Below are 20,345 nucleotides of genomic sequence, written 5' to 3' on the forward strand. Positions count from 1 at the left end.
ATTTGTCGCAGACAGGCAGTATTGTTGGCCCATGTTTGCTGAGACCGACCCATCTTTCCCACCCGTAACGCCGATTCGCATGCCCGCGACCCCTGTGTTGGTCGCGCATGTTCGCTCCTGCGGTTGGCTGAGTGCGGAAGGGGAGATTGAAACGCTCTCGTTAAAAGAAGGTGCGCGTCGTCTTTCCACCAGTGAAGTCCCCGTCCTTGTTCTCCATGCGTTGGCAACTGCGCGGCGTTTGCGCTGCGGGCCTTTTCCCCGGCTGGATATTCTGGAACTGTTTGCCTTTGTGCGCCCGGCCCAGTTTTGTTTGCCCACACCTAAAGGATTGGCAGAAGTTCTAAAACTGCCAGCCCCCAAATCAATTGAAGAAGAAACCGAAACATTGCTGACAGCGGCTCAACAGCTGCTGGGGGAACTGCGCGCTCAGCCGGGTCGGGATGCGGCTGCCATTGCCTGGGCGATGAAAACGGCGGGTTGGTCCTGGGGCAATATCGTTTTGAATGTGCTGGGGCAGGGCGGGGAAGATGCACCGCACAGTGGGGCTTTGCTCCGGTCCTTACAGGTCTGGAACAGACTGAAAGAATGGGTGGAAGGCCCACCGCCGCCCCAACCCGGTCATCTGCCCGTGGAACCCGTGGAAGCGCGTGCCCGTCTGGACCAGTTGTTAGGCGCAGGGTCTGAAGAACGCTTGGAACAGAAAGATTACGCCGGATGCATCAGCGAAGCCTTTCAAGCCCCTAATGCTCGTGGTGAACCCGCTATGGCTTTGGTCGAGGCCGGGACCGGGGTTGGGAAGACCCTTGGCTATATCGCACCTGCCAGTGTCTGGTCGAAAAAGAACCAGGGGGCGGTCTGGATCAGCACCTACACCCGTAACTTGCAGCGTCAGCTGGACGGGGAACTGGATCGTCTTTATGATGATCCGCGCGAAAAGAAACGCAAGATTGTGATCCGTAAGGGGCGGGAAAACTATTTCTGCCTGCTGAATTTTGAAGAAGCGGTGTCACGTTTGCGTCTGCGTGCTGATGATGCACCTGCCTTGGGCTTGATGGCCCGCTGGGCACTGGCGACGCGTGATGGCGATATGATCGGCGGGGATTTTCCGTCCTGGCTGAAGGAATTGCTGGGTGCACGTCTGACCGTGGATATGACCGATACCCGGGGGGAATGTGTCTATTCCAGTTGTTCACATTATTCCAAATGCTTTATCGAAAAGACCGTGCGCCGGGCACGCCGGGCTGATCTGGTTGTGGCGAACCACGCCCTTGTCATGATCCAGGCCGCCCTCGGATCGACCGAAGAAGCCATGCTGCCGACGCGCTATATCTTCGATGAGGGTCATCACGTTTTTGATGCTGCCGATAAGGCTTTTTCCGCCCATTTATCGGGGCAGGAAGGTGCGGACCTGCGTCGTTGGTTGTTGGGCGCTGAAGAAAGCAGCCGATCGCGTGCACGTGGTCTGAAAGCGCGCATTGAAGACTTGGTCACAGGTCGGGAAATGGAAGAGGCCCTGGATGAGGTTTTAAACGCTGCGCGTATCTTACCCGGCCCCAGCTGGCATCAACGCATTTCCGGTGGAGAGCCTTACGGGCCGTTTGAAAGTTTCTTGGGTCGTGTGCGTCAACAGGTCTATGCCCGTGACGTAAACACCAACTCCCCTTTTTCCTTGGAAGCAGGCATTCATCCGCCGGTGGAACATCTGTTGGAAGCAGCTGATCGCTTAAAAGAAGAGCTGGAAAGAATTCGTATGCCCTTGCAATCTTTGATGAAAGGATTGATCGGTCTGCTGGATGAAGAGGCAGATGAACTGGATAGCGCCAATCGTCAACGGATCGAAGCCGTTTGTGCCACGCTGGATCGTCGTGGCGTGCAGCAGGTACTTGCCTGGTATAGCATGCTCGATAGTCTCTTTAGCGAAACTCCTGCGGAATTTGTTGACTGGTTTAGTGTGGACCGGATTGATGGGCGCGATATGGATGTGGGGATGCACCGTCACTGGGTCGATCCGACCATCCCATTTGTGGAAGAGGTTGTCGAGAAATCCCATGGTGTGGCTATTACGTCCGCGACCCTTCGTGATGGCAGCGGGGATGACGAAGCAGACTGGAAAGTAGCCGCTGCGCGCACAGGGGTTTCCCATCTGGCAAAGCCAGCGGTGCTGCATGGGGTGAAATCGCCTTTTGATTATCCCAAACAAACCAAAGTCTTTATTGTGGATGACATCCGTAAAGATAATATGGATCAGATCGCAACAGCGTATCGGGAATTGTTCCTGGCCGCAGGGGGCGGGGCATTGGGGCTCTTTACCGCTGTTAGTCGCCTGCGTGCGGTCTATCAGAAGATTTCTGAACCGCTGGATCGCACAGGTATTCAGTTGCTGGCTCAACATATTGATACCATGGATGTGGGCACACTGATTGATATCTTCCGTGCTGAACAGAATAGCTGTTTATTAGGGACAGACGCTGTGCGTGACGGGGTCGATGTGCCGGGTGATTCGCTGCATCTGATCGTATTTGATCGGGTGCCTTGGCCGCGCCCGACCATTTTGCACAAAGCGCGCAAACGTTCTTTCCCCGGGCGATCTTATGATGAGATGATTGCCCGTCTGCGCATGAAACAGGCCTTTGGCCGACTGGTGCGTCGTAAAACGGATCGGGGTGTCTTTGTGATGTTGGACCGTCAGACCCCAACCCGAATGCTAGGTGCTTTCCCTGAGGGGGTAGAAGTCGTGCGCACTGGATTGGCAGAAACCATCAAGGGCGTGCACGAGTTTTTGTGTGATAACTAAGCAGTCTTAGGAGCGTGTTCCCCGGCGAGGGCAAGATTCATTTAAGCGTCAGCGCTCTGGCCTCTAAAAGGTCCCGGCCTGCGCCGGGACACACTACGTCAGGATTCGCTTTCTTCCAGCACGCGGGTGATTTCTGCCAGTGTAGAAGCCACGTCAATCGGCTTGGTGAGATAGGCTTTAAAGCCGAGTTCACGACCACGATCGACTTCGCGGGGCATGGCGTTGGCAGTCAATGCGATAACTGGAATATCGGACATTTCTTCGTCATCACGCATAACTTCAAAGGCTTCAAACCCATCGATGCCCGGCAGGTTGATATCCATCAGGACCAGGTCCGGCTTGTCCCCACGGATCAGTTCCAGTCCTTCTTCAGCGGTGCCGGCTTCAACAAAGTTGGTGCGTGGCAGTTGGGTCAGCAATTCACGCATCAAGCGCATGTTGGCCGGGTTATCTTCCACATACAAAATGGTCTTGTTGCCATCCAGACGTTTGGGGGCATCATGCATATCTTCGGCTGCCTGTGGCGCATCATGGATGATGGTTTCGTCAGATAATGGAATGTCTACCCAGAAGGTGCTGCCTTCGCCCAGTTTACTGTCTACACCGATTTCACCACCCATGATTTCAATCAGGTGTTTGGTGATAGTCAGGCCAATACCTGTGCCTTCGATGTCGGTGTTTTCAGCGTTCAGTCGGTTAAACGGCTGGAAGAGCTGTTCCAGATTTTCGTCTTCAATCCCGTAGCCCGTATCGGTCACAGTAAAACGCCAGAAGCCTTTTGGACCAGGCGAGCTATCCAGCGTCACGCTGCCATTGGAGATGTTATATTTAATCGCATTGGACAGCAGGTTGGAGAGAACCTGTTTCAGGCGTGTGAAGTCACCGATCACATAATTATCGGCTTCTTCCTTGCCTGTGTGGGTAATGACGATGTTTTGTTCTGCCGCATAAGCTTCGATCATATCCACACATTCATTGACCACACTGCTTGGGTCGATATTTTCGATGGACAGACTGATACGGCCGGATTCAATTTTCGCCAGATCAAGTACTTCGTTGATCAGTTCCAAAAGCAGGTTCCCGGCCTTGAGAACATGTTCGATATATTCAGATTGTTTATCAGACAGCGGATGACGCTGATCCATCAACAGCAATTGCGCAAAACCAAGGATACCGTTCAGTGGTGTACGCAGCTCATGGCTCATGCGCGAGAGGAATTCGGATTTCGCACGGTTGGCTTTCTTCGCGTCTGTCGTGGCGGCTTGCAGTTCGTGCGTACGTTCTTCGACGCGGTGTTCCAGCTCATCACGGGCACGGCGCAGTTCACGTTCGGCGCGTTTGATCTCGGTAATGTCCGTCTGGATACCTACACGGCCGCCCGCATGTGTGGGTCGTTCACGGATGAGCAGGTGACGTCCGTCAGTCAGGGCGACTTCGATGGACCCACTGGTATCCCAGTTGTAGGCACTGCGCAGGTCATGGTAAGAACGGCCAAAGTGGTCGACCGCGGGGACCACACCGCGTTCGATATCCAGTTCGATCAGACGGTTATAATCAATGCCCGGTTCAATATCTTCGTCGTTATATTCGTAGAAATCCTTGAAGCGGGTGTTGCACAAAACCAGTTGTTGCTGGTTATCAAACAGAACGAAGGCTTCGGAAATATTTTCAATCGCATCTTTCACGCGCGCTTCCGCTTCAACGGCTGTGTTGCGTGCGGCACGAAGGGCGGCATCAGTTTCCACCTGATGCTGCATCATGTCGTTGAAAGCGGTGATCACTTGACCGATCTCGTCAGAAGATTCCCATTTTACCGCTTCAAAATCATCTGCTGCCTTGGCGCGACGAATCCCTTTAAGCAGGAGGTCAAGTGGTTTGCCGATCAGACGTTGAGACGCAACAAACGTTCCGCCCACCAGTGATGCAGCCAGAAGCACAAGGATGAAACTGTCAAAAATCAGACGTTCCAGGGCCTGGTTTTTCACCTGTTCATCATCAAAGATCAGGATCAGTTTGCCAACGACTTCATCGCGTTCAGATCCCGAAAAGATAATGTCGCGCGACACTTTTAATTCTTCGGAGTTGGGTTCCACATTTTGCGGGCCGACATGTTCCAGTACATGGCCATAATCATCCAGCAAGGTCCCGCTGATAAAATAGGGGTTGTTGGCAAGGGTGCTCATGGCCAAGCGAATGGACTGTTCGTCAAAGTTCCAGACCGGAACGGACAGGGTAGAACTTTGGAATTCCGCAATTTCGCGGATCTGTTCGTGCAATCGTTTGTTCGCATTGTGATAGTTGCGGTATTCAAACGCCGTAAAAAGGACAACCATACTGACACCTACGATTAAAAGGTAGGTGGCCAAAAGTTTTGTTCTTAATGTCCATGTCCGTTTTGTTTCGGGCATTCGGCTTTTTTCTCCGCACAAAGTGATGCCTTTTATAGGATTGAGTTTAAGTCCTTTGTTTAAAACTACAACTTGATTCTGACCATTTTGTCAAAAATATTATGGTTTTAAGGTTTTTGCATTGCGGTGATCTCATGTGCGCGCGCGAAAAACACAAAAGCACAGTGTGCAAACGCTATTGTACTGCATTTCTTGTGTGGTATTTATATTATAAAAACATAATAAAAAAGTATACTTAATTAGTTAAAAGTTATGTTATGGGTAACCTTGTAACTAGAAAAACTTTAACTAGGGGGCATGAATGAGCCAATCATTTCTTAAGCCGACATTGATGGCAGCCGCGCTGCTGACAATGACGACTTTTTCTGCCGATGCAAATGCCGATATGGCAAGTGTGGAAACGCTTGCTGCGCCTTGCGCAGGCTGCCATGGGCCAGACGGGTCAAGCCATGGTCCGGCAACGCCGACAATTGCAGGAATTACGCAAGATTACTTTATCTCTTCCATGAATGATTACATCAGTGGAAAACGTCCTTCGACTGTGATGGGCCGAATCGCTAAGGGCTATAGCGAAGCGGAAATCAAGGCGATGGCAGATTATTTCGCTGCGAAAAAGATCACGCGCTACAAGCAGGACTTCGATCCAAAGCTGGCTGAAAAAGGGCGCAAGCTGTTCCAGAACTACTGTGAGAAATGCCATGAAGACGATGGCTATCTGGCAGACGGCATCGGTGTGATGGCGGGTCAGACGAAACAATATCTGCACTTTATGGTGGCTGATTTCTTCTCTGGCGATCGTGAATGGTCGAAAAAACAGAAGAAGAAAATGAAAGCCTTGATGGATGATCATGGTCAGGAAGGCTATGACGCCGTTCTCGATTACATGGCCTCAAAGCAATAGGAAGGGAGACTTAATATGACGAAATTTAATCGCCGGAGTTTCCTCCAGCTGACAGGTGCGGCTGCTGTAACTGGTGCGGCTGTTGTAAGCGCGCCAACGATTGCAAAAGCGGCTGGTAAAAAAGTTGTTATCGTGGGCGGCGGCCCGGCTGGTGCAACAGTTGCCAACTATCTGCGCATGATGGATGCTTCTATTGAAGTGACCTTAATTGAAGCTGGCAAAAATTATTACACATGTTTCATGAGCAACGAAGTCCTGGGCGGCAAACGTTCCATGGACGGTATCCGTCAGGACTTTAGCGCGCTTGAAAAAGCGGGTGTCAAAGTTGTTCATGATATGGTTACCGACATTGATGGGGCCAAGAAAAAGGTTATGACCAAGGGCGGTCAGACGTTTGACTATGACCGTTGTGTCGTGGCCCCGGGTGTTGATTTCAAGTTTGAAAAATACGAAGGTCTGGATGCAGAAGTTGCGGAAACCAAAATCCCGCACGCCTGGAAAGCCGGTCCACAAACCGCTTTGTTGCGCAAACAGCTTGAAGCCATGCCGGATGGCGGTGTCTTCACTATGGTTGCACCACCCAACCCATTTCGTTGTCCACCTGGCCCATACGAGCGTGTGAGCCTGATTGCCAACTACTTCAAGAAAGAAAAGCCTAAGTCCAAAATCCTGATCGTGGATCATAAAGACAAGTTCTCCAAGCAGGGTTTGTTTACCCAGGCGTGGGAGAAGTTTTATGGCTTTGGCACCGACAATTCCATGATTGAATGGATGAAGGGTACCGACGTCGGCACCATCACAGGTGTTGATGTGGACGGCATGGCGGTCACAACTGATTTTGATGAATATAAAGGCGACGTGATCAACTTTATCCCAGCCCAAAAAGCTGGCCCGATTGCCTTCAAGGCGGGTCTGACGGACAAGACGGGCTGGTGTCCGGTTGATAAAGTCACCTTTGAATCAAAAATGGTGAAAGGCATCCATGTTCTTGGTGATGCGGCGATTGCAACCAAAATGCCAAAATCTGGCTACGCAGCAAACTCACAGGGTAAGGTGACTGCCGCAGCGATTGCAGCAGCGCTTAACGGCAAGACCGTTGGCATTCCTTCTTATGTGAACACGTGTTATTCCATCGCAGCTGATGACTGGGCCTTCTCGGTTGCCGCTGTTTATAAGTATGACAAGGAAAATGACATTATCGCAGGCGTTAAAGGCGCAGGCGGTCTGTCACCGATGGATGCATCAGCAGAAGATCGTAAGCGTGAAGTGGCTTACGCACACAGCTGGTATAACAACATTTGTAAAGATATCTGGGGCTAAGCTTCAAGATATCACACGTGCAGCTTTTCTCTTCTGGGGGGAAGAGGAAAGCTGCCTTTTTCTAAAGAATAAAAACAATAACGTGTACAGGCATTAGAGGGGCCAAGTGCGCGATTGGGAGAAGTACAACTGTGCTTAAATGGTTGAAAAAAAGCGGTGTCAAATTGGCACTGGTTGTCGGGTCTTTGGGGACCATTGTCTTCATGGTGTCAGCAAGTGTTGTCATTGAAGGGACGAATTCATTGGAATTCTGTGTGTCCTGCCATTCCATGGAACAAAGCGTCTATCAGGAATATAAAAAGAGCCTGCATTACAAAAATGAATATGGGGTGCGTGTGGAATGCCCTGACTGTCACGTTCCAAAAAGTTACCCGGATAAACTGGTCGCCAAGATCGTTGCCGCGAAAGACGTGTGGCACGAAATTTTGGGCACCATCGATACCAAAGAAAAATTCGAAGAACATCGCCTGCGCATGGCCGAACGGGTCTGGGCCAAAATGGAAGCGACAGAATCGCGTGAATGTAGAAACTGTCATGCTTTTGAAGCCATGGACCTGGAAGAAATGGGGCGTCGTGCACAGCGCAAACACCCCAAAGCTATGCAGGAAGGCAAGCATTGCATCCAGTGCCACAAAGGCGTGGTGCACGAACTGCCAAAAGATTACGAGGGTTAAGTTGTGTTGGGGAATGGGGTTATGATAAGGCGTGTTTTAATTGCTGTGGCAGCCATGATGATTGTCGTTACCGGGCCATCCGATGATGTGGCGGCTGCGGACAAGATCATGGATCTGGATGCGTCGGTTTCTCGTGGGGGGCGGATTTACAATGACTGGATGATTGAACTGGACGAACGCGCCCCGAAAGAAGGCAATCCGGCATTTCCAAAAAATGCCAAGAGCAAAAAAGACATTGCTGATAGCTGGCGTTGCGTGTCGTGTCATGGCTGGGATTATAAGGGGGCCAATTCCCAGAAAGGGATTATGGGGAAAGTCGGGGCAAGCCCGGCAGATATTGTCTCTGTCCTGAAAGACAAGACCCATGGCTATCAGGAATATCTGGACAATGACGACATGATCGATCTCGCGCGTTTCATTTCCACCGGAATGACGGATATGGACGATATGATCGAGCGCGGGACAGGCAAGGCCAAGGCCTATGGGCTGAAACAGCGCCCGTTTTTTGAAACAGTCTGTGCCATGTGTCATGGGGCGGAAGGTCAAAGCCTGCCCGGTGTATCGCTGGGTGCCTTTGCCATTCAACAACCCTATCTGACTTTGCATTCTATCTTTAACGGTCACCCCGGTGCGGTCATGCCGTCGCTACGTGCCTTTGAAAATCAAAAGCTGGTGGAACTTCTGGCCTATATGCAGACACTGCCGGAAAATGCATCGCTCGTATCCATCGTGCGCGGCGGGCGGCTGTATGATAACTGGTTTATGGAAACCGGGTTTGAAGCGCCAACGGAAATTCATTCTGCCTATCCGAGAAAATCTGATCTGAAGATCAAGCCTAAACAGACCTGGCTTTGTAAGGAATGTCATGGCTGGGATTATCTGGGCAAAGATGGTCAGTATGGCAAAGGCAAGCACTTTACCGGGATCAAGGGTATTGCGGATCAAAAAGGCGCGGATGTGAAAGAGATCATTCAAATTTTGAAAGATGACACCCATGGCTATGGTCGGGTGCTGTCCATGCTTGATCTGTTGGATCTTGCCAATTTTGTGCGCGAAGGGCAGCTGGATATGGAAGACTATATCGATCCGGCAACCAAAGTGGCTAAAGGGGATTATCAGGCGCATGCGAAATTCTATCCGACGTTGTGTGGCAACTGCCATGGGCCAAAGGGCCGGGCGATCCGGACTATGGGGGCCTTGGGTCGTGTTGCCAATGATGATCCATGGAAGTCGTTGCATAAAATTCTAAACGGTCATCCGGCAGAAGAAATGCCTGCCTGGCGGTCACTGGATCAGGAAACTGTGCAGGACTTGATGGGCTATATTCAGGCCCTGCCGAAAAACAAGAGGTCTTAGGAAACGCTTGATGTTTAGGTCCGAGCCACCAATTATGAAAGCCTGGGAAAGAAAACAGGGAAGAATGAAACAGGTGAGTAAACAAGAAGAACAAAGCAGACCGATTGCCTTGGTGCGCGGGGTGAGTGATGTGGGATCCGCCATTTCATGGAAGCTCTTTCACGCTGGATTTATCGTGATCAATCATGAAAACCGCCAACCTCGCACGATCAGGCGCAAGATGGCCTTTTGTGATGCGCTCTGGACCGGGGAAGCGGAACTGGAAGGCTTAAGAGCCGTTCGGGTGGAACGTCTGGATGATGTGCTGAAACTGGCAAATCTTCGAAAAGCGATTGCCCTTTATGCGGGACAGCTGGATGGATTGATTACCAATGTAAAGCCGGATTTGATTGTGGATGCGCGCATACAGAAATTTGCCAAAGTTGAACCGTTAAAAGGCAAAGCCCCTCTGACCATCGCGGTTGGGCCGAGCTTTATTGCTGGTGAGGATGTGGACCGGGTGATTGAAAGTTGCTGGGGTGAAGATCTGGGCCGTGTGATTTCTGACGGTTCCGCCGTTGATCCTGTCCCCGTGCCGCCACGTTTGAACGGGATTGGATGGGAACGGTTTGTGCGATCGGAAATTCCGGGACGGTTTGAAAGTGATTTATCCATCGGGGCCTATGTGGAAAAAGGCGCGGTGATTGGACAGTTGGATGGAACCAATGTTCTGGCGGGGATTTCAGGATATCTGCGTGGGCTTTTGCATCCGGGCCTAAGCGTGCTGAAAGGGGAGAAATTATGTGAGATCGACCCCCGTGACAATGAGGCACATTTCATCGGTCTCGCAGAACGACCAGCGGCGATTGGCGATGGAGTCCTGAAAGCAATTGCTGCGTTTTCGAAGGAAGATGAGACGATTGAAAATTTAAAAGGTCTTAAATTTCAATGTGATTCTGGAATATTAGCAAATAATGCAGAAATGGGTTGAATTTTAGATTATTCTAATATTATAATGTTTGTGAGTTCGGGCCATGTTGGGGAAGTCAGGGATGGTTCGAATAAATTTAAAAAGGCCCAGAAGGGCTTATAAAAAACTGGGAGGAAATATGAATTTTCATATGATGAAACGAAAGCTTGCGGGCCCCCTCGCATGGGGTGTGCTTGCAGGTGTTGCGTTTGGTACCTCTACTGCCCTGGCCGAAGGTAGCCTGGAACGTGTGAGCGAGCCGAACCTCAAGCCCTACACAATTGTGGATGGGACCTCGATCCCCAAATCCTTTACGGGCAAGCCCGGTAATGCGGCAAATGGCAAAAAGTTGTTTGTCCATCGTAAAAAAGGGAACTGTCTGACCTGTCACACAGCCCCCATTCCTGAAGAAGAATTCCATGGCAAGGTCGCACCGGATCTGGATGGTGTTGGCGATCGCATGACAGAAGGTGAAATTCGCCTACGTATCGTGAACCCGAAACTGTCCAACCCGGATACACCGATGATGGCGTATTACAAGACCCATGGTCTGAACCAGGTAAACAAGAAATTTGTCGGTAAGCCAATGTTGAACGAGCAGGAGCTTGAAGACGTGGTGGCTTATCTGGTGTCACTGAAATAACCCAAATGATGGAAGTTGCGATGAAGCCATGGTGTTTCATCGTTTTTAAGAGAGGCCTTTAATGACCAAAGTTACTGAAAAGTCCAAGGTAAGCCGCCGCGATATGCTTAAAATCGCAGGTGCCGGTGCTGTTGCAGTGGGTGCTGCATCTTTTGCTGGTTCTGCACAGGCGAAACCTGAAGATGTGGATGCTTACTTCAAGAAAGTAAAAGCATCAGGTGCCAAAGCGTCCAAAGTCACTGTTGATGGACCTGAGATTGCGGAAAACGGCAATACCGTTCCAATCGAAGTTTCTGTCGATGCACCGATGACGGAAAAAGAATATGTCAAAACCATCTTTGTGGCGGCGGAAGGCAACCCGACACCGGAAGTGGTGACATTCAATTTGACGCCTGCGTCTGGCGAAGCGCGTGTGAAATTCCGTATGCGTATGGCAGCGACACAAAAAGTGCGCGCTGTTGCCATGATGAACGACGGCAGCACCTTTACTGGTGAAAAAGAAATTAAGGTAACCATCGGCGGCTGCGGCGGTTGATCTCGGTACAAGACAATAGATTATAAGGATTTACAATTATGTCCAAGAAACCAAAACCCCGTGTGAAAGCGCCGAAAAAGGCCGCTAAAGGTGATGTTGTAACGATCAAGACAACCATCTCTCACCGTATGGAATCCGGTTTGCGTAAAGGCAAAGACGGCAACATCATTCCAAAACAGATCATTAATAAATTTGAAGCCACATTCAATGGCAAGGTGGTCATGAGCGCGAACCTTTTCACCTCTATTTCTGCCAACCCTTATATCGATTTCGATATGAAGGTGGAAGAAGCCGGTGAGTTCGAATTCAAATGGTATGACGATAACGGCGAAGTCTATTCCAAAAAGGCGAAGATGAAACTGGCCTAACATCTTCGGGGGGAGATGGGGTGCCCTTTGGGAGAAAATTTCCAAAGGGCGATGCCACAAAAAATAAACTGGGAGGTTCATCAAATGATGATGAAAAAGACCAAAAAACCTATCGCCCTTGCGGTTGGACTGTTGCTGGGCTTAAGCGCACAGGCTGCCATGGCCGACGGTCATATGTCTGATGTTGTCCATATCATGCCGCAGGACGAACCTGTGGAGAAAGGTATGGAAATGTACGCCCATGGCGACGCCCGTTCCGGCTTTACCTATGCCACAGAAGAAACCCGCACTTTGCAGGAAGACGACTTTGAAAACCCGGCTTTTCTGTGGGTGGAAAAAGCAGAAGAACTGTGGGAAGACGTCGATGGGGATGCAGGTAAATCCTGTCAGTCCTGTCATGGTGATGTCAAAGACATGAAAGGTGTCGGCGCGGTTTATCCAAAATATAATGAAGAATTGGGTGAGCTGCTGAACCTGGAAAAACGGATCAATCTGTGTCGCACAGGCGGTATGCAGGCAAACCCGTGGAAATGGGAAAGTGACGAATTGCTGGGCATGACCGCCCTGGTGAAAATGCAGTCACGCGGCATGCCGGTCAATGTGGCCATTGATGGTCCGGCCAAGGAATATTATGAAAAAGGGTTGGAATTTTACAACACCCGGGTTGGTCAGATGGATATGGCGTGCAAGCATTGTCACGTGGATCAGAACGGCAATTACATGCGTGCCGAACTGTTGTCCCAGGGCCAGGCAAACGGTTTTCCAACCTATCGTCTGAAATGGCAGAAGCTGGGTTCCCTTCATCGTCGTTTCCGTGGATGTAATGGCAACATCCGGGCGGAAAAACTGAAGAATGGTTCCCCTGAATATATGGCACTGGAACTTTATGTAACATGGCGTGGCAACGGTCTGCCGATCGAAACCCCGTCTGTGCGTAAATAGCAGAGCTGAAGACGACCAAAGTCTCTCTTTTTAAAGCGGTTTTCCGGTGATTAACCCATCGGGAAACCGCCGAAAATGACGGGGCTTGCAATCGAAATATCAATTCAAAGTTGATTTATTGAACAAATTTAACAGGCTATAATTGATGCTTTCAAGACGTGATTTTTTACAGGTGGCTGCAGCAAGTGCAGCTATGCTTCCGGCAACTGCCTCGTTAGGGCATGCAGCCAGCACACAAAAAGTAACGCAGGAAGAATTGCTGAAGTTTGACACCAAAGGTCAGGTGACCTTGCTGAACTTCACCGATATTCACGCACAGCTGGTACCGCTTTATTTCCGTGAACCTTCCGTCAACCTGGGGGTGGGCGAAGTCAACGGTCTGGTTCCGCACATTACGGGCAAGAAGCTGCTGGATCATTATGGTCTGATGGCGGGTACGGCAAATGCCTATGCCTTTACCTCAGTTGATTTTGCAGAACTGTCCAAACAATATGGCCGCATTGGTGGCGTTGCACAGATGACCACCCTGGTCAAAGCCATCCGCGAAGAACGCCCGGACAACACATTGTTGATCGATTGCGGGGATACCTGGCAGGGGTCTTACACATCCTTGCAGACAAACGGCGAAGATATGGTCGATGTCTGTAACAAGATGGGTGTGGACGCCATGACCGCGCACTGGGAATTCACCTATGGTCAGGACCGGGTGCAGGAACTGGTGGAAAAATGTAACTTCCCATTTTTGTGCGGCAACGTGCAGGATACGGAATGGGAAGAAGACGTCTTTGAACATACTGCCTTCTTTGAAAAGGGCGGGGTGAAAGTGGCCTTGATCGGTCAGGCTTTCCCGTACACACCGGTTGCGAACCCGCGTTACATGATGGAAGACTGGTCGTTTGGTATTCGTCCCAACAAGCTGCAAAAACGCATTGATGATGCAAAAGCAGAAGGGGCCGAACTGATCGTTGTTGCATCCCACGATGGTTTCGATGTGGATCGCAAACTGGCGGCAACTGTCAACGGCATTGATGTGCTGCTGACAGGTCATACCCATGATGCGGTGCCAAATGTGATCAAGGTCGGCGATACGCTGATGGTGGCGTCCGGGTCACATGGGAAGTTCCTGGCACGTCTGGATGTGAAGATTGAAAACAAAAAGGTCGTGGATCACAGCTTCAAACTGATGCCGATATTCTCTGATGTGATCAAGCCGGACTCGGAAATGCAGGAGCTGGTCGATAGTATCCGCAAACCGCATAAAGGCGTGATTGACAAAGTGGTCGGCCAAACCGAAGGTTTGCTTTATCGCCGGGGTAATTTCAACGGGACCTTTGATGATCTCATCTGTCAGGCCTTGCTTGAAGGACGTGATGCCGAAATTTCCATGTCGCCGGGTTTCCGCTGGGGGTCCAGCTTGCCACCGGGCGGCAATATCACCATGGACGATATTTATAATCAGACCGCGATCACCTATCCGAATGCCTATCGTTCCATGATGACGGGCAAGGTGATCAAGGACATTTTGGAAGATGTGGCGGACAACCTCTTTAACGTGGACCCGTTCTATCAGCAAGGTGGCGATATGGTCCGCATCGGCGGCATGGGCTACACCATTGATATTCATAAACCGATGGGCAGCCGCATTACCAACATGGTGCATTTAAAAACAGGCAAACCGATTGAAGCGTCCAAGGAATACGTGGTCGCAGGTTGGGCGTCTGTCAACGAAGGGACGGAAGGTCCCGCAATCTGGGATGTGGTGGCCGGATATGTATCCAATCACCAGACCGTAAACATTCCTGAAAATCAAAGCGTTAAAGTCATTGGGGCTTAACTGGGGAAGACATAAATATGGATAACAAGAAAGCAAACAGCCGGGCCGTCATGGCACAGGCAGAACGTGAAAGTGCGGAGTTGGAACCGACACGGCGTTCTTTCTTACGTGGAAGTGCAGTGGCTGTAGGGGCGGCTGCAACCGCCACAGCGACAGGCGGGGCAGCACTGGCTGCAGGGAACCCGGAAAACCTGCCGCCAAATGTGCCGGATTGGTCAAAGGAGCTGGGCGACAGTGTGACAGCGGAACCTTATGGTATTCCGTCACAATATGAAAAGAACGTACATCGTCGCACGGTGCCATGGCTGACGCCAACGGGGGAAAGTTCCATTTCCTTTACGCCGATCCAGGATCTGCACGGTATCATTACGCCAAACGGTCTGCACTTTGAACGTCACCACGGTGGCTTTCCGCATATCAATAAGGAAGATTTCCGCCTGATCGTCCATGGTATGGTGAAGAATGAACGGATGTTCACGCTGCAGGACATCATGCGCTTCCCGCAAGTTTCGCGCATTCACTTTGTAGAATGTCCGGCAAATTCTGGTGCGGAATGGCGTGGCGCGCAAATGGACAAGCTGCAGTTCACTCACGGGATGGTCAGCTGCTGTGAATGGACAGGCGTTAAAGTCTCAACACTCATGAAAGAACTTGGCGTGAAGCCGGGGGCCAAATGGGTGCTGGCAGAAGGCGCGGATGCGGCGGGTATGAGCCGCTCTATCCCGATTGAAAAACTGGGTGATGACTGCATTCTGGCTTATGCCCAAAACGGTGAAATGCTGCGCCCTGAACAGGGCTATCCGCTTCGCCTGATCGTGCCGGGCTTTGAAGGTAATATGAACGTCAAATGGATACGTCGTCTGGAATTTGGGGATCAGCCGTGGCACCACCGCGAAGAAACATCTAAATATACCGACACCATGCATGACGGGAAATCACGTCGTTTTACATGGTTCCAGGAAGCCAAGTCTGTGATCACATCACCTTGTCCGGAATATCCGATGATGGGTAAAGGCTATCATCAGATTCGGGGTCTCGCCTGGAGTGGCATGGGCAAGATCAAGGGCGTTGATATCTCCGTTGATGGTGGCAAAAACTGGATGCCAGCCCGTTTGGAAGGCGGCGTCTTCAGTAAGGCCTTGACCCGCTTTGTCTTTGACTGGGAATGGAACGGTCAGGAAGCTCTGCTGCAAAGCCGGGCCTATGACGAAACAGGTTATGTTCAGCCGACCCTTGATCAGCTGCGCGCAGTGCGTGGCACATGGTCGATCTATCACAACAATTCAATCCACACTTGGTTAGTCAAGAAAAGCGGGGAGGTACAAAATGTCCAAGTTTCCGGTAGCTAAATTTGTAATGGGCCTCGCCCTTGGCGGTGTCATGATGACGTCTGCTGCATATGCGGGTGATGAAATGAAATATAAGTTCGGCGTTAAACCAACCGCTGAACAAATTGCTGGCTGGGATATCGATATCCGCCCGGATGGTATAGGTCTGCCAGCTGGTAGTGGCACGTACGAACAGGGCGAAGAACTGTTCCAGGAACATTGTGCCTCCTGCCACGGTGAATTTGCTGATGGCGGCGGCGGGCGTTATCCACCGCTGGTGGGTGGCTCACCGGAAGAACTGTCTCAGGATGAACGCCCCGGGCAGCCGGAAAAAACCATCGGGTCTTACTGGCCGTATGCTTCAACCGTTTTTGACTATATCAAACGCGCCATGCCGTTTGGCAATGCGCAGTCCCTGACGGATGACGAAGTCTATGCCATCACGGGCTTCTTGATGGTGGAAAATGATCTTCATGATGAAGAAGTACCAATGGATGCAGCCGCTTTGAAAGCGATCAAAATGCCAAACGAAGGGGGCTTCTTTGATGATCCCCGACCGGACGTCAAAAATGTCCAGTGCATGAAGGATTGTTTGAAGTCTGTAGAAATTACATCCAAAGCAACATTGGGTGTGACACCAACAGGTGAAGATGCCTTGCGCTAAAATATGATGAAGGGGGGCGAAGATTGTTTTTCAGTCTTTGTCCTTTTTCTTTTATAATGATTTTATGATGAACAAACTGATCCTTGCTGTATTTCTGATTTTTTCTGCATTGTCCTTTGGTAAAAAGGTACAGGCGGATGAGATGATCTTTGTTCATTCCCCGGCCTGTATATACTGCCAGATGTGGCGCGAAGAAATTCTGCCGATTTATCATAAAACTGACGAAGGTAAACGCCTGCCCCTGCGTGAAGTCAATCTGGATGGCGGTATGCCGGACGATTTAAAACATCTGACCTATCCCAGCTTCACCCCCACCTTCATTATCCTGAACGACAAGCAGGAAGAAGTCGGGCGTATCCTTGGCTATAATCAGGAATTCTTCTGGGGCTTTGTGCAGGAAAATATCAAAAAACTGAATCCGGCTTATCAATCCTGAAAAAGGTGATGCATGACGTTTTTTTTGCGCTGTCTCTTGTTTGGTCTTTTTGTGTTGGGATTATCAAACCCGCTTTTGGCACAGGAACGCAGCCCCGGACTTGAAGATGATACCAAAATTGTGGAACCAGAACCTGACTGGGATAACCCGCGCCGGATCGTGTTACAGGTCACCACCAAAGACGAATTCCATGTGAATAACGTCTATTACAACGCCATCAACCTGCAGAAATTCTATGGGGCCGACAACGTCAAGATCGCCATTGTTTTTTACGGCCCTGGCATTCGCCCGATCTTGAGTGAAAGTGCGATTTCACCTGATCGCGTAAAAAGCCTGCAGAATTATGAGATTGATTTTATTGCCTGTAACAACACCATGACCACTATCGGCAAGCGGCCCAAAGACCTGCTGCCGGGTATCCGCGTGGTAACGTCTGGTATTGCCGAGATCATCGAGAAAAAGACTGAGGGATGGCACTATATCATCCCCTGACTGGAGGATTCATGAAGACGCTTTTCTATACATTCACAGCCTTGATGCTGACATGTGTTTCAGTGCGCGCTGAAGAAGTTCCGGTCAATGATTTCGGGCTTTATCATCAGGACTGGTTCCTGGAAAGTTTCCTGGATATGTCCGAAGACTTTCAGGCGGCAAAGGATGAAGGCAAACGGTTTGTGATCATCTGGGAACAAAAGGGCTGTCCATATTGCAAGGACCTGCATGCCAAGACCCTGTCACAGGCAAATATCAAAAAATACATGCAGGAGAATTTCGTCGTTGTGCAGATGAACATCTGGGGGGACCGGGATGTCACCGATTTTGATGGCACGGAAATGACAGAAAAAGAATTTGCTGCCAAAAACGCCATCGCCTTTACCCCCACGGTACAGTTCTTCCATGAAGATGTATCCGGCAAAGAAGGTATGGCCCGCGATGCTGCCCGGCTGCCCGGTTTTTTCCGTCCCTTTCATTTCAAGGCCATGCTGAATTACGTGCATGAAAAAATGTATGAAGGCGAAAAATCGTTTCAGCGTTATGTTGTGGACCTTGCCCAAAGCGGGACGAAACCCTGAGAGAATACCACCGTGTCCCGGCAAATGGCCGGGACCTTTTAAACATTGTACTCCTGACTTAAAAAGGCCCCGGCCTTTGCCGGGGCACGGGTGTTTATCCAGCAGCTTGTTGTCGTAACTGCTGGGTAAAAGTGTTGACCTCGGCCTGAAGTTTGTCTTCATTGGTTTTTAGATCATCCGTTGCCAACAAGGTGGTAATGGCAATGCTGCAAGACCGGGGATTCGTTGGAAATATCGCCCAGTTTGTTGGCGGTGGTTTCCAGTTCCATGGAGGATTGTTTTAAATGGACGTTTGGACTGCCAATACGTTCTTCCATTTCATTGCCTATATTTTCTAGAAGTTCGGCGGCAATGGCGTCTTCCGTCTGTTTCATGAAATTGATGTTAGTTCAATCCATTCAAAACCGGGAAGGTCTTCAACATCCAGGCAGTGATGTTGGTCAGGCTGCCGGTTAAAATCAAAAGTCCGGTCGCGACCAACAGAAGCCCCATGGCGATTTCTACCTTATGCAGATGACGGCGAAATTTACCAAGAAAACCCATGAAGTGGGCGCTTAAGGCGGCAGCCAGTAAAAAGGGAATGCTAAGCCCGGCCGCATAAACAGCCAAGAGACCGATCCCCTGGCTGAGTTCCCCCATGCCGCCCGCGATCATCAAGATGGTGGAAAGGACCGGGCCGACACAAGGCGTCCAGCCAAAACCGAAAGCAAGGCCGAGCACAAAGGCCCCGATCAGGCTTGCGGGCTTTTGATCCGGGTGAAAGCGTCTTTCAAAATTCAGAAAAGCGATCTTGAAAAGGCCCATATAATGCAGCCCGAAGATCAGGATCACCCCGCCGCCAATCATAGCTAATGTCTGTTTATATTGGGCAATGGCTTGACCCAGCGATGTCGCAGCTGCCCCCATGGTGATAAAGATGCTGGAAAGGCCCAGCACAAAAGCTAGCCCGGCCCACAGCACGCGGCTGCGCTGAAAGTCCTCACTACTTTCTTTACTTGTCAGCTGTTCCAGTGAATTCCCGCTGATGAAACACAGGTAGGCCGGAACCAACGGCAGGATACAGGGCGATAGAAAGGTCAATATACCCGCTGTAAATGCTGCCAGAAATGAGACGTCCAAACCCACTGAGAGATGCTCCAACAAAGACTGGAATAAAATATTAGAATAATATAAATTAGAAGCAATTAAAATTAAACCGATAAATGATCATAACAGGTGAGAATACCAATGCATAAATTTATGCGACCGTTTTTGGGGCTTCTGGGCTTATCTTTGGCAACCGGGGCACTGGCAGATGACGTAACCATCCCTCTGTCAAATGGCCTGATGGCACAAGGCAGCCTTGAACTGGCCGACGGGAAATCCATAAGCGATGGACCACTGGTTTTGTTTGTCCACGGCACGCTTGCCCACAAGGACATGGCAATTGTGAAAGCCCAGCGCGAATTGTTGAATGAACGCGACATTAGTGTGCTTGCCATTAATCTCAGCCTCGGGCTGGATAAGCGTATAGGCATGTATGACTGCGCTGTTCCCCATACCCATAAGCATCGTGATGCGCTGGATGAAATTGCAGCCTGGCTGGACTGGTTGAAAGAAAAGGGGGCTACGTCCGTTGTGTTGATGGGGCATTCACGTGGCGGCAATCAGGTGGCCTGGTTTGGAGCAGAACAACCCAATGATCTTATCGACAAGTTCATTTTGGTTGCCCCGCAGACCTGGTCGGCTAAAAAGGAAGTGGCTTCTTACCACGCGCGCTACCAAAAAGACTTGCCTATGGTGCTGGAAAAGATGCTGAAGGCTGAAGGGAACGAGGTCAAAGAAGGCGTTGATTTTATCTATTGTCCCGGTGCCAAAGTCACAGCCGCCAGCTTTGTTGATTATTACAAGCCGGATGCGCGTATGAATACGCCGTCCCTTTTAAACAAAATTAGCAAGCCAACTCTGGTCGTGGCCGCCAGTGAGGATACGGTCGTTGCGGATCTGCCCCAGCAAATGGAAAAGCTGGATTTATCGCATGTCACTTATCGCATGATCGAAGATGCAGATCATATGTTTATTGATTTTGCAGGTGAAGACCTGGCCGATCAGGTTGCGGAATTTATTTTGGAAGAATAAGG

At 50.3% G+C, this 20,345-nt stretch carries 20 protein-coding genes; 17 read left to right on the plus strand and 3 right to left on the minus strand.

Going from position 1 to position 20,345, the window contains the following annotated elements; all coding sequences use genetic code 11:
- Positions 1–31: 31 nt before the first annotated feature.
- Positions 32–2,794 (plus strand): ATP-dependent DNA helicase, encoded by a 2,763-nt coding sequence (locus RYZ26_RS14915; protein ID WP_317684031.1) that lies wholly within the window; start codon positions 32–34, stop codon positions 2,792–2,794.
- A gap of 98 nt (positions 2,795–2,892) precedes the next feature.
- On the opposite strand, the gene RYZ26_RS14920 is transcribed toward RYZ26_RS14915, so the two are convergent.
- Complete coding sequence (locus RYZ26_RS14920) at positions 2,893–5,127, minus strand: ATP-binding protein (RefSeq protein ID WP_317684032.1); 2,235 nt, start codon at positions 5,125–5,127, stop codon at positions 2,893–2,895.
- Positions 5,128–5,503: 376 nt separating this feature from the next.
- On the opposite strand from RYZ26_RS14920, the gene RYZ26_RS14925 reads away from it, so the two are divergent.
- The 15 genes from RYZ26_RS14925 to RYZ26_RS14995 all read left to right on the plus strand — a co-directional run bounded on the left by RYZ26_RS14925 (position 5,504) and on the right by RYZ26_RS14995 (position 18,225).
- Positions 5,504–6,103, plus strand: a complete 600-nt coding sequence (locus RYZ26_RS14925) for a c-type cytochrome (protein ID WP_317684033.1) — start codon at positions 5,504–5,506, stop codon at positions 6,101–6,103.
- Positions 6,104–6,118: 15 nt separating this feature from the next.
- Positions 6,119–7,423: an FCSD flavin-binding domain-containing protein gene (locus RYZ26_RS14930; RefSeq protein WP_317684034.1), complete on the plus strand. Its 1,305-nt coding sequence runs from the start codon at positions 6,119–6,121 to the stop codon at positions 7,421–7,423.
- Between the two features lie 131 nt (positions 7,424–7,554).
- Positions 7,555–8,097 (plus strand): NapC/NirT family cytochrome c, encoded by a 543-nt coding sequence (locus RYZ26_RS14935; protein WP_317684035.1) that lies wholly within the window; start codon positions 7,555–7,557, stop codon positions 8,095–8,097.
- 21 nt (positions 8,098–8,118) lie between these two features.
- Positions 8,119–9,453 carry a c-type cytochrome gene (locus RYZ26_RS14940; protein ID WP_317684036.1) on the plus strand — a complete coding sequence of 445 codons (1,335 nt, stop codon included), beginning with the start codon at positions 8,119–8,121 and terminating at the stop codon, positions 9,451–9,453.
- A gap of 73 nt (positions 9,454–9,526) precedes the next feature.
- Entirely contained in the window at positions 9,527–10,423 is an 897-nt protein-coding gene (locus RYZ26_RS14945) for a hypothetical protein (protein ID WP_317684037.1), read from the plus strand.
- Between the two features lie 118 nt (positions 10,424–10,541).
- Positions 10,542–11,045, plus strand: a complete 504-nt coding sequence (gene soxX, locus RYZ26_RS14950) for a sulfur oxidation c-type cytochrome SoxX (RefSeq protein WP_317684038.1) — start codon at positions 10,542–10,544, stop codon at positions 11,043–11,045.
- Positions 11,046–11,106: 61 nt separating this feature from the next.
- The gene (soxY, locus tag RYZ26_RS14955; protein ID WP_317684039.1) at positions 11,107–11,580 is read left to right on the plus strand and encodes a thiosulfate oxidation carrier protein SoxY; all 474 of its coding nucleotides are present in this window, start codon (positions 11,107–11,109) and stop codon (positions 11,578–11,580) included.
- Positions 11,581–11,618: 38 nt separating this feature from the next.
- The gene (gene soxZ, locus RYZ26_RS14960; RefSeq protein ID WP_317684040.1) at positions 11,619–11,948 is read left to right on the plus strand and encodes a thiosulfate oxidation carrier complex protein SoxZ; all 330 of its coding nucleotides are present in this window, start codon (positions 11,619–11,621) and stop codon (positions 11,946–11,948) included.
- Between the two features lie 84 nt (positions 11,949–12,032).
- Positions 12,033–12,890, plus strand: a complete 858-nt coding sequence (gene soxA, locus RYZ26_RS14965; protein WP_317684041.1) for a sulfur oxidation c-type cytochrome SoxA — start codon at positions 12,033–12,035, stop codon at positions 12,888–12,890.
- 145 nt (positions 12,891–13,035) lie between these two features.
- The gene (gene soxB, locus RYZ26_RS14970) at positions 13,036–14,724 is read left to right on the plus strand and encodes a thiosulfohydrolase SoxB (protein ID WP_317684042.1); all 1,689 of its coding nucleotides are present in this window, start codon (positions 13,036–13,038) and stop codon (positions 14,722–14,724) included.
- Between the two features lie 17 nt (positions 14,725–14,741).
- A complete protein-coding gene (soxC, locus tag RYZ26_RS14975; protein WP_317684043.1) occupies positions 14,742–16,073 on the plus strand; it encodes a sulfite dehydrogenase in 1,332 nt (443 codons plus the stop codon).
- Complete coding sequence (locus RYZ26_RS14980; RefSeq protein ID WP_317684044.1) at positions 16,051–16,716, plus strand: c-type cytochrome; 666 nt, start codon at positions 16,051–16,053, stop codon at positions 16,714–16,716. The genes soxC and RYZ26_RS14980 overlap by 23 nt, the downstream gene beginning before the upstream one ends.
- A gap of 67 nt (positions 16,717–16,783) precedes the next feature.
- Positions 16,784–17,152, plus strand: coding sequence for a hypothetical protein (locus tag RYZ26_RS14985; RefSeq protein WP_317684045.1), 369 nt, complete (start codon positions 16,784–16,786; stop codon positions 17,150–17,152).
- A 12-nt stretch (positions 17,153–17,164) separates the two neighbouring features.
- Positions 17,165–17,644 (plus strand): DsrE family protein, encoded by a 480-nt coding sequence (locus RYZ26_RS14990; protein WP_317684046.1) that lies wholly within the window; start codon positions 17,165–17,167, stop codon positions 17,642–17,644.
- Positions 17,645–17,655: 11 nt separating this feature from the next.
- Positions 17,656–18,225 carry a thioredoxin family protein gene (locus tag RYZ26_RS14995; protein WP_317684047.1) on the plus strand — a complete coding sequence of 190 codons (570 nt, stop codon included), beginning with the start codon at positions 17,656–17,658 and terminating at the stop codon, positions 18,223–18,225.
- Positions 18,226–18,398: 173 nt separating this feature from the next.
- Here RYZ26_RS14995 and RYZ26_RS15000 read toward each other — a convergent pair whose 3' ends face one another.
- Together RYZ26_RS15000 and RYZ26_RS15005 are read right to left on the minus strand one after the other, a co-directional pair.
- Entirely contained in the window at positions 18,399–18,599 is a 201-nt protein-coding gene (locus RYZ26_RS15000; protein WP_317684048.1) for a hypothetical protein, read from the minus strand.
- Between the two features lie 10 nt (positions 18,600–18,609).
- Complete coding sequence (locus RYZ26_RS15005) at positions 18,610–19,350, minus strand: cytochrome c biogenesis CcdA family protein (protein WP_317684049.1); 741 nt, start codon at positions 19,348–19,350, stop codon at positions 18,610–18,612.
- Between the two features lie 102 nt (positions 19,351–19,452).
- On the opposite strand from RYZ26_RS15005, the gene RYZ26_RS15010 reads away from it, so the two are divergent.
- Positions 19,453–20,343: an alpha/beta hydrolase gene (locus RYZ26_RS15010; protein WP_317684050.1), complete on the plus strand. Its 891-nt coding sequence runs from the start codon at positions 19,453–19,455 to the stop codon at positions 20,341–20,343.
- Positions 20,344–20,345 lie beyond the last annotated feature (2 nt).

This window comes from Terasakiella sediminum (genome assembly GCF_033100395.1).
Classification (GTDB): Bacteria; Pseudomonadota; Alphaproteobacteria; order Rhodospirillales; family Terasakiellaceae; genus Terasakiella.